The organism is Amycolatopsis sp. NPDC114504 (genome assembly GCF_055633595.1).
In genome coordinates, this window is sequence record NZ_JBVKDU010000002.1 from 153147 (window position 1) to 170499 (window position 17353).

The window sequence follows — 17353 nt, forward strand, 5'->3', positions numbered from 1 at the left end:
GTTACTAGTGCGCGGAGGGCCGGGAAGGTTCAAGCGGACTTACATGTGGACGGCGCCCGGCGCCGCCTCACCCTTCGGGACGCCCGACTGCAGCAGCAGGCCGCTGAGCACCGCACCCACCGCGAAGATCACCGCGGCCCACGTGAACGCCGTCGTGTAGCTCTCGATCGCCGCCTCGGCCGCCAGCTGCGGGGTCGGGACCTTGTCCGCGAGGTACGAAGTCGCCGCGTTGCCGGCCAGCGTCGACAGCAGCGCCGTGCCGATCGAACCGCCGACCTGCTGCATCGTGTTGACCGCGGCCGACGCGACACCCGCGTCGTGCGCCTCGACGCCGAACGTCGCGACGCTCATCGCCGGCGCCATCGCCAGGCCGATGCCGAAGCCCATCACCAGCAGCGGGCCGAGGACGCCGGACGCGTACGTGCTCTCGAGCCCGATGCCGCTCAGCCAGAACAGCCCGACCGCGGCGATCGCCATGCCCGTCGGCACCAGCGGACGCGGGCCGAACCGCGGCAGCAGCACGGCCGTCGCCGTCGTCGCGGCCAGCATCAGCGTCGCGACCATCGGCAGGAAGCCGACGCCGCTCTCGATCGGCGTGAACTTCAGGTTCTGCTGCACGTAGAACGTCAGGAACAGGAAGATCGCGAACATGCCGATGGCCAGCAGGAACATCGCCAGGTACGAGCCGCCGCGGTTGCGGTCCAGCAGCACGCGCAGCGGGAGCAGCGGGTGCGAGACGCGCTGCTGCAGCCACACGAACACGCCCAGCAGCACGACGCCGGCCGTCAGGAAGCCCCAGACCGAGGCCGACGACCACGAGTTCGACTCGGCGTTCGCGAAGCCGTAGACCAGCGCGAACAGACCGGCCGACGCGGTGACCGTGCCCGGCAGGTCGAGCTTCGGGCGCGGGCCGCCGTCCTTCTGGTTGCTCAGCAGGACGGAGCTGCCGACGAACGCGATGACCGCGAAGATGATGTTGACGAACATGCACCAGCGCCAGTCGAGGTACTCGGTGAGCACCCCGCCGAGCAGCAGCCCGACCGCCGCGCCGCCACCGCCGATGGCACCGAACACGCCGAACGCGCGACCGCGCTCCTTCGGGTCGGTGAACGTCGTGGTCAGCAGCGAAAGCGCGGCCGGCGCGAGCAGCGCGCCGAACACACCCTGCGCCGCGCGGGCGACCAGCAGCATTTCGATGTTGGTGGCCGCGCCCCCGAGCGCGGACACCGCGGCGAAGCCGGCCAGGCCGACGAGCAGCGCGTTCTTGCGGCCGAAGACGTCCGCGAGCCGCCCGCCGAGCAGCAGCAGGCTGCCGAACGCGAGCGCGTAAGCCGTGACGACCCACTGGCGGGCGTCGTTGGAAAAGCCCAGGTCGACCTGGGCGGAGGGCAGCGCGATGTTCACGACGGTCGCGTCCAGCACGACCATCAGCTGCGCCAGCCCGATCATCACCAGGATCAGCCACCGGCGGCTGTGGTGGGGGTTCTCGGCGGCGCGCGCGTCCCCCGGCGGCGCGACGGCGAGAGTGGATTCGGACATGGGTGTCCCCTCACTGGGAGTGATCAGGAAGCTATGTGGAGTAGGTATCTCCCCTTACGCGTCCCAAGGTACACACAAACCGGAGAGGGTGCCTCTACTTTGTGAGCTAGACTGGTGGCATGACACGGGACGCAGGTCCCGCCGCACCGGCGCGGCCGCTGCGGCGCGACGCCGAACTCAACCGCCGCCGCATCCTCCAGTCGGCCAGGGAAGTCTTCGGCCGACGAGGCCTCGAAGCCACGCTCGACGACATCGCGCACCACGCCGGTCTTGGCGTCGGCACGGTGTACCGGCGCTTCCCCAGCAAGGAACACCTGGTCGAAGCCATGTTCGCCGAACGGATGGAAGAAATCGGCGATCTCGCGGAGGAAGCGCTCAAGGCCGAGGACGCCTGGCAGGCGTTCGTCGACTTCACCTGGAAGTCGATCGAGCTTCACTCCGGGGACCGCGGACTGCGCGAGATCATGCTGTCCAACAAGTTCGGCCACGAGCACGTCGCCGAAGAAAAGGCCCGCATGGTGCCCTTGATCACACAGCTCGTCGAGCGGGCGAAGGCGGCGGGCGGCCTGCGCGCCGACTTCTCCCCGACGGACATCCCCCTGCTGCACATGATGGTCGGCTCGGCGATCGAGTTCACGTCCGCGGTGGAGCCGGACCTGTGGCGCCGCTGCCTGGCGATGCTGCTGGACGGGCTGCGCGCGCAGCCCGGCAAGCCGTCTGAACTACCTCACCCGCCACTCGGGGTGGACGAGGTCGACGAAGCGATGTCCTGCTGGCGCCCCTGAAACACCGCTCGCGCCGAGTCGCCGTCACTCGGACGGGATGATCGCCCACAGGATCAGGTAGGCCACGAACTGCGGCCCGGGCAGCAGGCAGGACAGCACGGCCAGCAGCCGCACGGTGCTGGTCTTCATGCCCCACCGCTGGGCGAGACCCGCGCACACGCCGCCGATCATGCGGCCGTAGCGGGGACGGGACAGCCGTCGTGTGGTGACCGGTGCGCTCATCGTCTTTCCCTTTCCTCGAAGTTCGATATCCCCAGTTGACCACCGGAGCACCCGCTTCCGCATCGCTCGCGAGAAGGATCGCTCCCTTAGGGGACGGTAAAAGCGAAATTCGTTCGGAAGCCCCGGCGAAACCCGGGAAACCGGTGCGGAAAGCGGTGACCTGCGCGTTCTCCTTGCGGGGCGCGAAAAACTTTGAGAGATGTCCCCGTCAGGGCTGGTTTTTCGCTTCGATCCGGTGATACTTGCACACCGTGTACCCGCGTCCGCTTTCCTTGGTCGTCGCCATGCTCTGCGCCCTGCTCACCGCCGGGTGCGCGACGACCCAGGCCGCTCCCGAGACGTCGTCGGGGCCCACGCCGCTGACCGCTTCCGCCGCGCTCGGGGACTTCGCGACCGTCGACTACTGCAGCCTGCTCGACGTGCCCAAGGTCGCACCGGGCGCGGTCACCACCCCGACGTTCGAGACCTGCCGGGCCGACGCCGGCGGGCGCACGATCCTGGTGGGGCCGCTGGCCTTCGACTCCGACCCGAACATCAAGCCCTACACCTACGAAGGGCCGGTGCCCGACGGCGTCGCGGTGCAGCAGTCGATGTTCAACGACCGCAGCGCGTGCACCCGGGCGATCACCTTCGCCGACGGCAACCGGCTCGACCTCTCGGTCACCGACGCCGGTGACGACCAGGACGGCCGTTGCGGCGTCGCGGACGCGGCCGTCGGCTCGGTGCTGGCCGCGGTCACCGCGGACAAGGTGGGCCGGCTGAAGTTCCCGGACCGCTCGTGGGGCCTGGTGGCGCCGTGCGTGCTGCTGGACACCCCCGACCTCGGCGCCGTCGCGGGTGCCGGCAGCCGGCCGGCGATCGGACTGTCCGGGCACAGCTGCATCCGCGGCAAGGTGAGCTTCAAGCTGACCGTGCAGACGGACGAGGCGACGGCCCCGGCCGGCCCGCCCGAGACGCTCGGCGGCCGCGAGGCCCTGGTCCGCGTCACGGGTGCGTTCTGCCTGGTCGACACCACGCAGCCGGCGCCGGGCCTGCCCGGCCGCCGCGAGCTGGCGGAGCTCAGCGTGGTGGAGACGGCCGGCACGGCGGGCGACGCCACGTGCGCGCTGGCCCGCACCGCGGCGAACGCGATCCTGCCGCGCCTCCCCATGGCGTAACCCGCGACTTTCCCCAAAACTTTTCTCCTGGCGATGTCGAACGGCGCCCAGCCTGTTCGTAGCCAGGGTGAGGGACCGGCACCGAGCCGGTCGCCCCGCCCGGAGGAAGGAGCCCGTGATGAGGCAGTACCTGCTCGCCGTCCAGCTCGACGAAAGCGCGCCGCCGGAGCCCGAAGAAGAGCTGCAGGCGCAGATGGCCCGCACCGGCCAGGTCGTCGACGAGATGAAGAACGCCGGGGTGTGGGTGTTCGTCGGCGGCCTGCAGCACTCGGACGCCTCGACGGTCGTGCGCACCGCGGGTGGCACCACCACGATCACCGACGGCCCGTTCGCCGAGACGAAGGAGCAGCTCGGCGGGTTCTGGGTGATCCAGGCCGACGACCTCGACCAGGCGCTCGCCTGGGCCGAGAAGTGCTCGCTGGCCTGCCGGCAGCCGATCGAGGTGCGCCCGTTCGACGACGGCTCGCGCCGGCGCTGATGGACCTGGACGGCGTCTACCGGGCGGAGTACGGCCGGTGCGTGGCCACGCTGACGCGCATCCTCGGGGACATCGGGCTCGCCGAGGAGGCCGTGCAGGACGCGTTCGCGGTGGCCGTCACGAAGTGGGGCGACGCCCTGCCGCCCAACCCGGGCGCGTGGATCGTGACCACCGCCCGCAACCGGGCGATCGACCGCCTGCGCCGGGAAAGCACCCGCGAAGCCCGGCACGCGCAGGCGTTGCTGCTGCGGCAACCCGACGAACCCGAGGAGGTGGGACCGGTGCGCGACGACCAGCTCAGCCTGATCTTCACCTGCTGTCACCCGGCGCTGTCGCCACTCGCGCGGACGGCACTCACCCTGCGGCTGCTCGGCGGCCTGGAGGTGCCCGAGATCGCGCGCGCCTACCTCGTCCCGGAAGCGACCATCTCGCAGCGGATCGTCCGCGCGAAGAAGAAGATCCGCGACGCCGGGATCCCCTACCGCGTGCCGGACGCCGCCGAGCTCCCCGACCGGCTGGCCTCGGTGCTCACCGTGCTGTACCTGATCTTCAACGAGGGGTACGCGTCGACGTCCGGGGAGCTGCTGCGGACGGACCTGTGCGCCGACGCCGTCCGCCTCGCGCGGGCGCTCGCCGAGCTGATGCCGGACGAGCCCGAGGTCCTCGGGCTGCTGGCGCTGCTGCTGCTCACCGAAGCCCGGCGGCCGGCGCGGGTGGGTCCCTCGGGTGAGCTGGTGGTGCTCGCGCGGCAGGACCGGTCGCGCTGGAACCGGGAGCTGATCGCCGAGGGGCACGAGCTCGTGCGGCGGTGCCTGCGCCGCAACCGGCCGGGGCCGTACCAGCTGCAGGCCGCGATCAACGCCGTGCACACGGACGGGCCGTCGACCGACTGGACGCAGGTGCTGGCGCTCTACGACCAGCTGCTGGCGCAGAACCCGACGCCGATCGTCGCGCTCAACCGCGCGGTCGCCGTCGCCGAGGTGCACGGCCCGGCGCTGGCGCTGGCCACCATCGAAGACCTGGACCTGCCGGGCTACCACCTGCTGCCCGCCACCCGCGCGGACCTGCTGACCCGCCTCGGCCGGCTCGCCGAGGCCGCCACCGCCTACGACGAGGCGATCGCGCTGGCCGGCAACGAAACCGAACGGACCTTCCTGGAGACCCGGCGAGCCCGCCTGGCTCCGGACGATGAAAGGACGCGACCTTGACCGCCACCTACACCTTCGACGTCTTCTGCAGCCTCGACGGCTTCGGTGACCACCACGGCGACTGGGGTGGCTACTGGGGCAAGCAGGGCCCCGAGCTGCTCGCGCACCGCCTGGCCCAGTACGAGGCGGACCAGCGGATGGTCTTCGGCGCCACGACCTTCCGGACGAACGTGGCGATGCTGGCGGGCGTCCCCGACGACGAGCTCGACCCCTGGGTGCGGCGGCTGCGGGACCTGCCGGCCACGGTCGTCTCGAACACCCTCGGAGAGACGCTCGACTGGCCGGACGCGACCGTCCTGGGCGGCGACGCCGTCGACGTCGTGGGCCGGCTCAAGAAGGAGTCCGACGTACCGCTGCGCTCGCACGGCAGCCTCGCGATGAACCGGGCGCTGCTGGCCGCCGGCGTGGTCGACCGCGTCCAGGTGACGCTCTACCCGGTCATCACCGGCAAGACCGGCGTGAACCCGATCTTCGCCGGTGCCGGGGACTTCGACCTCGAGCTGCTCGAGACCCGGACGCTCGACGGCAGCATCCAGGAGCTGGTCTACCGCCCCACGCCGCACCCCTGAAACGCCGTGAAGGCCACCTCGGAGCCGAGGTGGCCTTCACGGACTCGCGAGTCAGTCCTCGTAGGTGAGGTTCTTGCCGTTCGACGGGTCGAACAGCTTGATCTTGTCCGCGTCGTACCAGACCTCGAGGTCCTCGTTCTCCTTCGCCGACGACTCCGCCGAGAGGCGGGCCACGATCTGGGACTCCGAGCCGGGGACGTCGGCCGAACCGCTGTCCGCGGCCAGTTCCGCCAGTTCCGCGGACGTCGCCGTCTCACCCTCCACCGTGAAGTGGGCGAACTTCTCCGAGCCCATCGACTCGAGGACGTCGATGTGCGCGGTGAACGTGCCGCCGCCGGACTTCTGGGCCGCGTCGACGAGCGCAGCGTCCTCGAAGTGCTCCGGCCGGATGCCGACCAGCACCTCGCGCGGCGCGTCCGCCTTCTCCACCAGCTGCCGGATCCGGTCCGTCAGCGGCGTGACCCCGAGCGGCGTCCGCAGTTCGTTGTTCTCCAGCGTGGCCGGCACGAAGTTCATCGACGGCGAGCCGATGAACCCCGCGACGAACAGGTTCGCCGGGTTCTCGTAGAGGAACTGCGGGGCGCCGATCTGCTGCACGAACCCGCCGCGCAGCACCACGACCCGGTCGCCGAGGGTCATGGCCTCAGTCTGGTCGTGTGTGACGTACAGCGTCGTCGTGCCGAGCTGCTTCTGGATCTTCGACACCGACGTCCGCATCTGGCCGCGGAGCTTGGCGTCCAGGTTGGACAGTGGCTCGTCCATCAGGAACGCCTTCGGGTTCCGGACGATCGCCCGGCCCATCGCGACGCGCTGGCGCTGGCCACCGGAGAGGTTGGCCGGCTTGCGGTCCAGGTGCGCGGTCAGGTCGAGGATCGTCGCCGCTTCCTCCACCTTCGCCCGCACCGTCTGGTCGTCGACCTTGGCCAGCCGCAGCGGGAAGGCCATGTTCTCCCGCACGCTCATGTGCGGGTAGAGCGCGTAGGACTGGAACACCATCGCGATGTCCCGGTCCTTCGGGGCCTTCTCGTTGACGCGCTTGCCGTCGATGCGCAGCTCGCCGGAGGAGATGTCCTCCAGGCCCGCCACCATGTTCAGCATGGTCGACTTCCCGCAGCCGGACGGCCCGACCAGCACCAGGAACTCGCCGTCGGCGATGGTGATGTCCACTTCGGACACCGCGAGCGCGCCGTCGGGGTACTTCTTCGACACCTTGTCGAGGACGATTTCTGCCATGACTACCCCTTCACCGCACCGGAGGTCAGCCCCGCCACGATGCGACGCTGGAAGAACAACACGAACACAATGATCGGGATGGTGATGACGACCGCGGCCGCGCTCACCTGCCCGGTCGGGTCTTCGAACTGCGACGACCCGGTGAAGAACGACAGCGCCGCCGGCACCGTGCGCGACGCCGTGGTCGACGTCAGCGAGATGGCGAACAGGAAGTCGTTCCAGCAGAAGATGAACACCAGGATCGCGGTGGTGAACACACCTGGCGCGGCCAGCGGCGCGATCACCTTCCGGAACGCCTGGGCCGGCGTCGCGCCGTCCATCTTCGCCGCCTTTTCCAGCTCCCACGGGATTTCCCGGAAGAACGCCGACAGCGTGTAGATCGACAGCGGCAGGGCGAACGTGATGTAGGGCAGGATCAGCCCCGGCCAGGTGTCGAACAGCGCCAGGTTCCGCTCGATGTTGAACAGCGGGGTCACCAGCGACACCTGCGGGAACATCGCGATCAGCAGCGAGAGGCCGACGAGCAGCTGCTTGCCGGGGAACTCCAGCCGGGCGATGGCGTACGCGGCCATCGTGCCCAGCACCACCGCGATCACCGTGGAGATGATCGCGATGCCGATCGAGTTGACCAGCGCCAGCAGGAACTCCGACGTCTGGAAGATGTCCGCGTAGTTCTGCCAGGTCCACGACTGCGGGATGAAGTACCCGTCGGTCAGCGTGTCCTTGGTCTTGAACGACAGCGAAACGACCCAGAGCACCGGCACCAGCGCGAACACGAGCACGAGGATGTCGACCAGGCCCCAGCGAACTTTGCGGCCCGTCGTGACGGTTCCCATCACCATCAGCGCTTACCCCCGTCGTCCGAGCCAGGTGCGGCCGTGCCGAACACCTTGATGAAGATGAAGGCGATGATCGCCACGGTGATGAAGATCAGCACCGCCATCGTCGACCCGATCCCGAGGTTGAGCCCCTTGACCAGGTTGTCGTAGGTCTGCATGGACACCGATCCGGTGTCCTGCGCGCCACCGGTGAGCACGTAGATGTTGTCGAAGATCCGGAAGGCGTCGAGCGTGCGGAACAGCAGCGCCACCAGGATCGCCGGCTTCATCACCGGCAGCATCACCTTCGTGAACCGCTGCCACCCGCTCGCACCGTCCATCGCCGCGGCCTTGAGCAGGTCGTCCGGCACCAGCGCGAGGCCGGCCATCAGCAGCAGCGCCATGAACGGCGTGGTCTTCCACACCTCGGCGAGGATGATGATGAACATCGACGGCCACTGGTCGGTCAGCGGCGCACCGTCGGAGGCGAGCCAGTTGGCCAGGTAGCCGGTCTTCGGCGTCCACGCGTAGTACCACGAGAACGCCGCGACGACCGTGACGATGCCGTACGGGATCAGGGCGACCGTGCGGACCAGGCCGCGCCCGACGAGCGTGCGGTGCATGACCAGGGCGAGCGCCATGCCGAGCACGAACTCGATCGCCACCGACACCACGGTCAGGAACATCGTGGTGCCGAACGCCGTCCACCAGTACGAGTTGGACAGCACGGCCCCGTAGTTGTCGAAGCCGACGAACTCCTGCTGCGCCGGGAACCTCAGGTCGTAGCGCTGCAGGGACAGCCAGATCGAGTAGACGATCGGGTAGCCGGTGACCGCGATCATCACGACGAACGCGGGCGCGCACAGCCACAGCCCGAGCTTCCGCTCGGCCTTCTTCCCTTCCGACAGGGCGGGTTTGCCCTTCTTGTGGGAGGTCGCCTCCTGGGCGACCGTGGCCCCGGAGGTGTCCGCCGGGGTCGAGTCCTGGACGGTCACGGGATCACTCCCTTCGACTGGAGCGCGTCGTTGAGCTGCTCGCGCAGCTTGTCCGCGGTGGCCTTCGGGTCGATGTCACCCGGCGGGGAAAGGACTTTCGACATCACGGTCGACATGTTCTGGTACGCCGGGGTCAGCGGCCGCACCGCCGAGTCCTTGATGGCGTCGATGATCGAGTCGCGCATCGGGTACTTGAGCGCCATGTTCGGGTTGTCGGCGCTCGCCGGCTTCGACGGGTCGAGCGGCGCGTCGTTGTGGTACACCGATTCGATGGTCGGCGGCACCCCGTCGTTGATCGCCGAGAACTTCTGGTTCTCCGCGTTGCGCAGGCACAGCGCCGCTTCGAACGCCTCGGGCTTGTGCTGCGACAGCGAGCTGACGCCGAGGTCGTAGCCACCGATCGTGGTCTTGGCCGGCGTGCCGGCCTGCGCCTCGGGGTAGACGGCCCACTTGAAGTGCGAGACGTCCTGCGGCTTTTCCTTGGCGTAGGAGGCGTAGACGAACGGCCAGTTGAGCTCGAACGCGGCGTCACCGCGCTGGAACGTCTGCCGGACGTCGTCCTCCTTCGAGTTGGTCAGCGACGGGTCGGTGATGCCCGACGAGGCGATCTGCTTCAGCAGCGCCAGCGCCTTCACCGCGCCGTCGTCCAGGACGACGGACTTGCCGTCGTCGGACAGGATGTGCCCGCCCATCGACTCCACGAGCGTGTTGTAGAAGACGACCAGGCCTTCGTACTGCGCGCCGGTGAACACGATGCTGTACGGCTTGCCGCGTTGTTTCAGGTCCTTCGACGTCTGGATCATCTCGTCCCACGTCTTCGGCGGCGTGGGCGTGATCCGGTCGTCGTACCAGAGCAGCTGGACATTGGTGTTCTTGGTGGCCGCGTAGAGCTTCCCGTTGTAGGTCGCCGTTTCCAGCGGTCCCTGCAGGACGCCTTCGGTCGCCGCCGCCTTGTTCTGGTCCTTCCACTCCTCGACCCAGCCGGCTTCGGCGAACTCCGAAACCCAGGTCACGTCGAGGCCGAGGACGTCCATCGCGGTGTCGCCCGCGGCGAGCCGCCGGGCCATCTGCAGGCGCTGGTCGTCCGCCCCGCGCTGCAGCTTGTTGTAGACGATTTCGTACTTGCCGTTCGCCGCCGCGTTGCAGTTGTCGACGACTTTCTGAAAGCTGTCTTCGGGCGCGTAGTAAACGTTGATCTTGAGCCCGCCGCTCGATCCGCAACCGGCCAGCATGCCGGTCACCAGAGCCCCTGCCCCCAGCAGGACCGCGGTACGGCCGGGCGAGCGCCCCCGTTTGCCCGCGCCGATCCTCTTCCCCATAAGGCCTCCTCACCCGCATGCACGCCGGATACCGCGGTGCCGGTGGCACCACGACGCGATGAGGCGAACCGCGCCAGCACCCCGACGTGCTAGTGATCGGGCCGCCGCGCTGGTAGGGCGAGGCCGCCCGACTGGTGTCGGACAACTTATGCCGGGCGATCACACCCCGCAAGCAGTATCGGTAACGATTCAGCCCACTGCAGACTGAACTGTGATTTTCCCCTGGTATTGGCGGTGTTTTCCAGGGTTTCTTTCAGATGTTGGCCGGCGGCGGCTTGAGCGCCAGCTTGGCGAGCAGCTCCCGGGCCCGCTCGGCCGAGCGCGGCTGGCACAGGACGTCGTAGCGGCCGGCGACCAGCTGGCTCGCCGAGGAGAAGTCCCGCCGCCCGCGCGACATGCTGTACCCGATGGCGGCGAACATCAGCCCGGAGAGGACGCCCAGCACGAGCCCGGTGAGCAGCTGCAGCGCGAAGCCCTGGTTGACGAAGAGCCCGAGCAGCAACCCCGCGAACAGGCCGAACCAGGCGCCCGAGACGGCGCCGGTGCCGAGCACACGGCCCCAGCTGAGCTTGCCGATGACGCGTTCGACGAGCATCAGGTCGACGCCGACGATCGTCACGTCGCTGACGGAGAACTCGCTGTCCGCGAGGAAGTCGACGGCCTGCTGCGCCTCGCCGTAGGTCGCGTACGACCCGATCGGCCAGCCGGTCGGCGGGGTCGGCAGCCGCGGGAGGCCACCTTGCGCCCGGCCCCCGCCAAAGGGACTACTCACCATCATCACCTGCGCACTCGTGGGTCTGGGCGTCCATCTTGTCAAGAACGCCCGGACCGTGCGAGCCGCTTACCCCGAAAGGCCGGGCGCCGACTGTCGCCGTATCGACAATCGGCGCCTTCCTTCAGGAGCGGGACTTGTACTCCCGCAGCAGGCCGCGGCTGATGATGGTCTTCTGGATCTCGCTCGTCCCCTCGCCGATCAGCAGGAACGGGGCCTCGCGCATCAGGCGCTCGATCTCGTACTCCTTCGAGTACCCGTACCCGCCGTGGATGCGGAAGGCGTCCTGCGTGACCTCCGCGCAGTACTCCGACGCGATCAGCTTCGCCATCCCCGCCTCGACGTCGTTGCGCTCGCCCGAGTCCTTCAGCCGCGCCGCGTTCACCATCATCAGGTGCGCCGCCTCGACCTTGGTCGCCATCTCGGCCAGCTTGAACGCGACCGCCTGGTGCTCGGCGATGGCCTTGCCGAACGTCTTGCGCTGCTGCGCGTACTCCACCGCCAGCTCGAACGCCCGGATCGCGATGCCGCACGCCCGCGCCGCGACGTTCACGCGGCCGACCTCGACACCGTCCATCATGTACGCGAAGCCCTTGCCCGGCGCCTCGCCGAGCACCATGTCGGCGCCGATCTTGTAGCCGTCGAAGACCGCTTCGGTCGTGTCGACGCCCTTGTAGCCCATCTTGTCGATCTTGCCGGGGATCGTCAGGCCCGGCGCGACCTCGCCGAAGCCCTCCGGCTTCTCGACGAGGAACGCCGTCAGGTTCTGGTGGGCCTTCTCGGCCCCTTCGTCGGTCTTGACCAGCAGCGCGATCAGGTTCGACGAGCCGCCGTTGGTCAGCCACATCTTGGCGCCGTCGATGACGTAGCCGTCGTCGGTCTTCTTCGCCTTGGTCTTGATCGCCGCGACGTCCGAGCCGAGGTCCGGCTCCGACATCGAGAACGAGCCGCGCACCTCACCGGTCGCCATCCGCGGCAGGAAGTGCCGCTTCTGCGCCTCGGTGCCGTGACGGGTGATCATGTGCGCCACGATGAAGTGCGTGTTGATCACGCCGGACACGCTCATCCAGCCCCGCGCGATCTCCTCGACGACCAGCGCGTAGGTCAGCAGCGACTCGCCGAGCCCGCCGTACTCCTCCGGGATGGTGATCCCGAACAGGCCCATCTCCTTCATGCCCTCGACGATGTCCGCCGGGTAGGTGTCGGAGTGCTCGAGCTCCTGCGCGTGCGGGATGACCTCCTTGTCCACGAACGAGCGGACGGTCGCGAGGATCTCCGACTGCACGTCGGTCAAGCCGGCGGTCTGGGCGAGACGGGCCATCACGGCTCCCTTTCCGGTTGCGACGCCGGCTCCCGGCGCTGGGTTACCGGTGAGTATGACCCGAAAGCCCCAACCCTGCTATGAGGGCGCTCACGCTGCCCGTGATCTGCACCGTAAAGTGCTCCGCGGGAGGGAAAACATGACTTATCCGCAGGACCCGAACAATCCGTACGGCCAGCAGCCGCCCTCGGGCGGCTACGAGCAGCCCGGTTACGGCCAGCAGTACCCGACCGGCGGCTTTCCGCAGTACCCGTCGCAGTACCCCGGCGGGATGCAGCGCCCGCCGGAGGGGCCGGGGCTCGCCGTCGGCGCCCTGATCTGCTCGATCCTCGGCATCTTCCTCTGCTTCCTCGTCACCATCGCGGGCATCGTGATGGGCCACATCGCCCTCGCCAAGGCGAAGCGCGGCGAGGCGGAGGGGCAGGGGCTCGCGCTGGCGGCGGTCATCGTGGGGTACGCCGGGGTCGCGCTGAACATCGCGCTGGTGGCCCTGCTCTTCACCCTCGGCTTCTTCGGAGGCCTGCGCTGAACGCCCGCTAACGTTGGCTTCCTGCACGCACCGAGGGGACCCGCCATGACCGACCCGTCCGGGGACAAGGACCGTCCGGAAGACCCGGCTGTCTCGTACGACCCGCCGCCCACCGCGGAGCCCGCGTCGTACACGCCGGAGAACTACGACCCGCCGGCGGCCGACAGCACGATCGCCGGCACCACCGTCCCGGACACCGCCGTCTCGGACAGCACTGTCTCGGACACTGCCGTCTCGGAAACCTCCGCACCGGCTCCGGAGCCGCCCGCTCCGGAGCCGGCCGGTGAGCTGCCGCCCGGCGCGTTCGAAGCCCCGGCCGCGCACATCCCCGGCACGCCGTACGTCGCTCCCGGCACGCCGCAGCCGACGTACGCGTACCAGTACCAGCAGCCGTACCAGCCGGCCTATGGCCAGCCGTACGGCGGCCCGGCGCCCTACGTCCAGCCGCCGTACGTCCCCGCCTCGCGCCGCGCGGACAACGCGCTGGCGATCGGCGCGCTGGTGTGCTCGATCCTCGGCTTCTGCTCCGGCATCACCGCGATCGCCGGGCTGGTCATGGGCCACCTCGCGCTGAGCAAGACGAACCGCGGCGAAGCGGGCGGCCGCGGGCTGGCCACGGCCGCCGTGATCGTGGGCTACGTCGTGATCGCGCTGTGGGTCGGCTTCTTCACCACCCTCATCATCCTGACCGCGAACGGCCGGCTGACCTAGTCCGCCGGCAGCACCGCGTCGCCGGGGCTGCGCGGCGACGACGTCGCGTGGCCGTTCGCCTCCGGCTTCGCTTCCACGGCTTCGGGCTCGGGCTGAGCCGCGGGAGCCGCGGGCGCGGCCTTCGGCGTGTGCGCGTCGAGGAAGCGCAGCAGCTCCACCGGGAACGGCAGGATCAGCGTCGAGTTCTTCTCCGACGACACCTGGACCACCGTCTCCAGCAGCCGCAGCTGCATCGCCGACGGTGTGTCGGCCATCGTCGCCGCGGCCTGCGCGAGCTTGTGCGACGCCTGCAGCTCACCGTCGGCGGAGATGACGCGCGCGCGCCGTTCCCGCTCCGCCTCGGCCTGCCGCGACATCGACCGCTTCATCGCCTCCGGCAGCGCGACGTCCTTGATCTCGACGCGGTCGATGTGGATGCCCCAGTCCAGCGCCGGGCTGTCGATCATCAGCTCCAGGCCCTCGTTGAGGCGCTCGCGGTTGGAGAGCAGGTCGTCGAGCTCGCTCTTGCCGATGATCGAGCGCAGCGACGTCTGCGCGACCTGGCCGACCGCCGACCGGTAGTCCTGGACGTTGACCGCCGCGACGACCGGGTCGATGACCTTGAAGTAGACGACCGCGTCGACCCGGACCGTGACGTTGTCCCGGGTGATGCCGTCCTGGGCGGGGATCGGCAGGGTCACGATCTGCATGTTGACCTTCTGCATCCGGTCCACGAACGGCACCAGCAGCGTCAGGCCGGGGTCCGAGACCCGGGCCCGCACCCGGCCGAACCGGAAGACCAGCCCTCGCTCGTACTGCTTCACGACGCGCACACCGGCCGCGAGCCAGGCTCCGCCCGCGACGACTACGGCGCTGAGGATCTCCACCACCATGGCTGCTCCCGGGGTTGCGTTTTTCCCCTGAAACCCCAGCGTACGCCCGCCTCGACCAGGACGAAACGCACTGGACGCGCCGACCAGACTGGGGTGGTGAACGATCTCCGCGTCCCGCCGCTGTTCGCCGACCGGGCGCCCCGGGTGCTCGGCCCGGAGGCCGCCGCCTGGGTGGCCGCCCTGCCGGACCTGGCCGCCGGGTACGCCCGGAAGTGGGGCCTGACGTTCGAGGGCGAGGCCATGCACGGCTACGTCGGCGTGGTGCAGCCCGCGCGCCGGCCCGACGGCACGCCGGTGGTGCTGAAGCTCGGCTGGCGCGACGAAGAGTCCGCCGACGAGCCGCTCGCACTGTCCACATGGGCCGGCCGGGGTGCGGTGCTGCTGCTGGAGTCCGCCCCGGAGGACGGCGTCCTGCTGCTCGAACGGCTCGACGCCACGCGCACCCTCGACGACCTCCCGCTGCGCGAAGCCGTCCCGCTGCTCGGCTCGCTGGCCCGCCGCCTGGCCGTCGCCGCGCCGCCGGGGCTGGCCAGGAGTGTGCGTGTGGAGGCCGAAAGACTCACCGAAGAGCTGCCCCGCCGGTGGGCCGAGCTGGGCGAGCCGTTCGAGCGGCGGCTCGTCGACGACGCCGTCGCGATCTGCCGCGAACTGGGGCCGGACGCGGGATCGCTGCTGGTGAACGAGGACCTGCACTTCCAGAACGTCCTGGCCGGCACGCGGGAGCCGTGGCTGGTCATCGACCCGAAGCCGCTGGCCGGTGACCTCGAGTACGGCGTGATCCCGTTGTTCTGGAACCGCTTCACCGAGTCCACACTGGACGAACGGATGGCGCTGATCGTCGCTTCGCTGGAGCTGGACGCCGAGAAAGCACGCGCCTGGACGCTCGTGCGCGCGGTGCAGAACTGGATCTGGATGGTCGAAGAGTTCGCGGACTCCGGCGAGGACAGCGACGACCCGGCGTTCGCCACCGTGGCGGAAATCGCTCCCTGGGCAGCCAGCCGATAGGGTCGGCGGCATGGCCGCGGTCAACAGGGTTTTCGCAGCTCAGCTGTCCGGGTTGCCGGTTTTCGGGCCGGACGGCGAGTCCATCGGACGCGTCCGCGACCTGGTCGCCGGCCTGCGTCTCGACGCGCAGCCACCGCGGATCCTCGGGCTGGTCGTCGAGCTGACCACGCGGCGGCGGGTGTTCGTGCCGATGCTGCGCGTCACCTCGATCGAACCGAGCGCCGTGACGCTCGCCACCGGCTCGGTCAACATGCGCCAGTTCAACCAGCGCCCCAACGAGGTCCTCGTGCTCGGCCAGCTGCTCGACGCGCACGCGACGCTGGCCGGGTCCGGCACCCGGATCACCGTCGTCGACGCCGGGATGGAGCCGACCCGCACCCGCGACTGGGTGCTGGCCAAGATCGCCATCCGCGAGCGGCGCGCCGGGCTCGGCCGCCGCCGGTCGGCCATGCAGGTGCTGCGGTGGGAGGAGGTCGCCGGGCTGGGGCTCGCCGACCTGGCGAAGCAGCCGCAGGGCGCGGGCCAGCTGCTCATGTTGTTCGACACCATGCGCTCGGTCGACGTCGCCGCGACCGTCCGCGACCTGCCGCTCAAGCGCCGGCACGAGGTCGCCGACGCGATGGACGACGAGCGCCTGGCCGACGTCCTCGAGGAGCTGCCGGACGACGACCAGAAGGAGCTGCTGTCCTACCTCGCCGAGGAGCGCGCGGCCGACATCCTCGAGGCGATGAACCCGGACGACGCCGCCGACCTGCTCGCCGAGCTCGCTCCCGCGGAGCAGAGCCGGCTGCTGGAGCTGATGGAGCCGGAGGAGTCCGCGCCGGTCAAGCGGCTGCTGGCCTACTCGTCCGACACCGCGGGCGGCCTGATGACGCCGGAGCCGGTGGTGCTCACGCCCGACACGACGATCGCCGAGGCGCTGGCCCACATCCGCAACGCCGAGCTGCCGCCCGCGCTGGCCAGCATGGTGTTCGTCTGCCGCCCGCCGACCGCGACGCCGACCGGGCGTTTCGTCGGCGTCGTGCACTTCCAGCGGCTGCTGCGCGAGCCGCCGGCCGAGCTCGTGGCGAGCGCCGTCGACACCGGCCTGGCGGCGCTGCGCCCCAACGCGACGCTGGCCGAGGTCACGCGGTACTTCGCCGCCTACAACCTGACCTGCGGCCCGGTCGTCGACACCGAAGACCACCTGCTCGGCGCGGTCACCGTGGACGACGTCCTCGACCACCTGCTGCCCGAGGACTGGCGCGAAACCGGCCTGCACGACACCACCGGCGAGACCGGCGAACACCTGGAGGAGGCGGACCGTGCCTGAACTGACGTCCGGACGGCGGCTGGACCAGCCGCGCAGCCAGAGCCGGTTCAAGCTGAACATCGATCCGGACACCTTCGGCAGGCTCACCGAGCGCGTCGCCCGGTTCCTCGGCACCGGGAAGTACCTGTTCTGGCAGACGCTGCTGGTGTTCGTCTGGATCGTGCTGAACCTGTTCGCGGTGTCGCTGCAGTGGGACCCGTACCCGTTCATCCTGCTCAACCTGGCCTTTTCGACGCAGGCGGCGTACGCGGCGCCGCTGATCCTGCTCGCGCAGAACCGGCAGGACGACCGCGACCGCGTCTCGCTGGACGAGGACCGGAACCGGGCCGCGCAGACGAAGGCCGACACCGAATACCTGGCCCGGGAGCTGGCGGCGCTGCGGCTGGCGGTCGGCGAAGTGGCGACGCGGGACTACCTGCGCAGCGAGCTGGACCGGCTGCGGGAGGACCTCGACGTCCAGCCCAGGAAGGCCAAACCGAACCGCACTCCTACCGGCTCGTAACATGGA

General features: G+C 69.7%; 19 protein-coding genes. 10 read left to right on the plus strand and 9 right to left on the minus strand.

The annotated features are described in order from the left end of the window. Window positions 1-39: 39 nt before the first annotated feature. Window positions 40-1539: an MFS transporter gene (locus tag ACZ7PG_RS12235; RefSeq protein ID WP_470239168.1), complete on the minus strand. Its 1500-nt coding sequence runs from the start codon at window positions 1537-1539 to the stop codon at window positions 40-42. Between the two features lie 119 nt (window positions 1540-1658). On the opposite strand from ACZ7PG_RS12235, the gene ACZ7PG_RS12240 reads away from it, so the two are divergent. Next, complete coding sequence (locus ACZ7PG_RS12240) at window positions 1659-2324, plus strand: TetR/AcrR family transcriptional regulator (protein ID WP_470239169.1); 666 nt, start codon at window positions 1659-1661, stop codon at window positions 2322-2324. 24 nt (window positions 2325-2348) lie between these two features. Here the strand turns inward: ACZ7PG_RS12240 and ACZ7PG_RS12245 are convergent, their stop codons facing one another. Beyond that, entirely contained in the window at window positions 2349-2546 is a 198-nt protein-coding gene (locus ACZ7PG_RS12245; RefSeq protein ID WP_155549215.1) for a PspC domain-containing protein, read from the minus strand. 284 nt (window positions 2547-2830) lie between these two features. On the opposite strand from ACZ7PG_RS12245, the gene ACZ7PG_RS12250 reads away from it, so the two are divergent. The 4 genes from ACZ7PG_RS12250 (at window position 2831) to ACZ7PG_RS12265 (ending at window position 5958) form a co-directional block, all read left to right on the plus strand. Continuing rightward, complete coding sequence (locus ACZ7PG_RS12250; RefSeq protein ID WP_470240738.1) at window positions 2831-3703, plus strand: hypothetical protein; 873 nt, start codon at window positions 2831-2833, stop codon at window positions 3701-3703. A gap of 118 nt (window positions 3704-3821) precedes the next feature. Beyond that, window positions 3822-4181 (plus strand): YciI family protein, encoded by a 360-nt coding sequence (locus tag ACZ7PG_RS12255; protein WP_470239170.1) that lies wholly within the window; start codon window positions 3822-3824, stop codon window positions 4179-4181. Beyond that, entirely contained in the window at window positions 4181-5389 is a 1209-nt protein-coding gene (locus ACZ7PG_RS12260; RefSeq protein ID WP_470239171.1) for an RNA polymerase sigma factor, read from the plus strand. Before ACZ7PG_RS12255 ends, ACZ7PG_RS12260 begins: the two co-directional genes overlap by 1 nt. Then, complete coding sequence (locus ACZ7PG_RS12265; protein ID WP_470239172.1) at window positions 5386-5958, plus strand: dihydrofolate reductase family protein; 573 nt, start codon at window positions 5386-5388, stop codon at window positions 5956-5958. The genes ACZ7PG_RS12260 and ACZ7PG_RS12265 overlap by 4 nt, the downstream gene beginning before the upstream one ends. A gap of 51 nt (window positions 5959-6009) precedes the next feature. On the opposite strand, the gene ACZ7PG_RS12270 is transcribed toward ACZ7PG_RS12265, so the two are convergent. The 6 genes from ACZ7PG_RS12270 to ACZ7PG_RS12295 form a co-directional block, all read right to left on the minus strand. Then, window positions 6010-7191, minus strand: coding sequence for an ABC transporter ATP-binding protein (locus tag ACZ7PG_RS12270; protein WP_360469667.1), 1182 nt, complete (start codon window positions 7189-7191; stop codon window positions 6010-6012). Between the two features lie 2 nt (window positions 7192-7193). Then, window positions 7194-8033, minus strand: coding sequence for a carbohydrate ABC transporter permease (locus ACZ7PG_RS12275; protein ID WP_323334521.1), 840 nt, complete (start codon window positions 8031-8033; stop codon window positions 7194-7196). Then, window positions 8033-9004 (minus strand): carbohydrate ABC transporter permease, encoded by a 972-nt coding sequence (locus ACZ7PG_RS12280; RefSeq protein ID WP_470239173.1) that lies wholly within the window; start codon window positions 9002-9004, stop codon window positions 8033-8035. Before ACZ7PG_RS12280 ends, ACZ7PG_RS12275 begins: the two co-directional genes overlap by 1 nt. Then, window positions 9001-10323: an ABC transporter substrate-binding protein gene (locus ACZ7PG_RS12285; protein ID WP_470239174.1), complete on the minus strand. Its 1323-nt coding sequence runs from the start codon at window positions 10321-10323 to the stop codon at window positions 9001-9003. Before ACZ7PG_RS12285 ends, ACZ7PG_RS12280 begins: the two co-directional genes overlap by 4 nt. Window positions 10324-10576: 253 nt before the next feature. Next, complete coding sequence (locus ACZ7PG_RS12290) at window positions 10577-11101, minus strand: YflT domain-containing protein (RefSeq protein WP_470239175.1); 525 nt, start codon at window positions 11099-11101, stop codon at window positions 10577-10579. A gap of 118 nt (window positions 11102-11219) precedes the next feature. Continuing rightward, entirely contained in the window at window positions 11220-12416 is a 1197-nt protein-coding gene (locus ACZ7PG_RS12295) for an acyl-CoA dehydrogenase family protein (protein ID WP_470239176.1), read from the minus strand. Between the two features lie 139 nt (window positions 12417-12555). Between ACZ7PG_RS12295 and ACZ7PG_RS12300 the strand changes: the two genes are divergently transcribed. Next, a complete protein-coding gene (locus ACZ7PG_RS12300; RefSeq protein ID WP_470239177.1) occupies window positions 12556-12945 on the plus strand; it encodes a DUF4190 domain-containing protein in 390 nt (129 codons plus the stop codon). 45 nt (window positions 12946-12990) lie between these two features. Next, window positions 12991-13656, plus strand: coding sequence for a DUF4190 domain-containing protein (locus ACZ7PG_RS12305; RefSeq protein ID WP_470239178.1), 666 nt, complete (start codon window positions 12991-12993; stop codon window positions 13654-13656). Here the strand turns inward: ACZ7PG_RS12305 and ACZ7PG_RS12310 are convergent. Further along, window positions 13653-14528 carry a slipin family protein gene (locus ACZ7PG_RS12310; RefSeq protein ID WP_470239179.1) on the minus strand — a complete coding sequence of 292 codons (876 nt, stop codon included), beginning with the start codon at window positions 14526-14528 and terminating at the stop codon, window positions 13653-13655. The two genes, ACZ7PG_RS12305 and ACZ7PG_RS12310, sit on opposite strands and share 4 nt — an antisense overlap. A 93-nt stretch (window positions 14529-14621) precedes the next feature. Between ACZ7PG_RS12310 and ACZ7PG_RS12315 the strand changes: the two genes are divergently transcribed. The 3 genes from ACZ7PG_RS12315 to ACZ7PG_RS12325 are packed head-to-tail and all read left to right on the plus strand — an operon-like array spanning window position 14622 to window position 17347. Next, complete coding sequence (locus ACZ7PG_RS12315; RefSeq protein WP_470239180.1) at window positions 14622-15533, plus strand: aminoglycoside phosphotransferase family protein; 912 nt, start codon at window positions 14622-14624, stop codon at window positions 15531-15533. A gap of 10 nt (window positions 15534-15543) precedes the next feature. Beyond that, window positions 15544-16845, plus strand: a complete 1302-nt coding sequence (locus ACZ7PG_RS12320; protein ID WP_470239181.1) for a magnesium transporter MgtE N-terminal domain-containing protein — start codon at window positions 15544-15546, stop codon at window positions 16843-16845. After that, window positions 16838-17347: a DUF1003 domain-containing protein gene (locus tag ACZ7PG_RS12325; RefSeq protein ID WP_285482684.1), complete on the plus strand. Its 510-nt coding sequence runs from the start codon at window positions 16838-16840 to the stop codon at window positions 17345-17347. Before ACZ7PG_RS12320 ends, ACZ7PG_RS12325 begins: the two co-directional genes overlap by 8 nt. Window positions 17348-17353 lie beyond the last annotated feature (6 nt).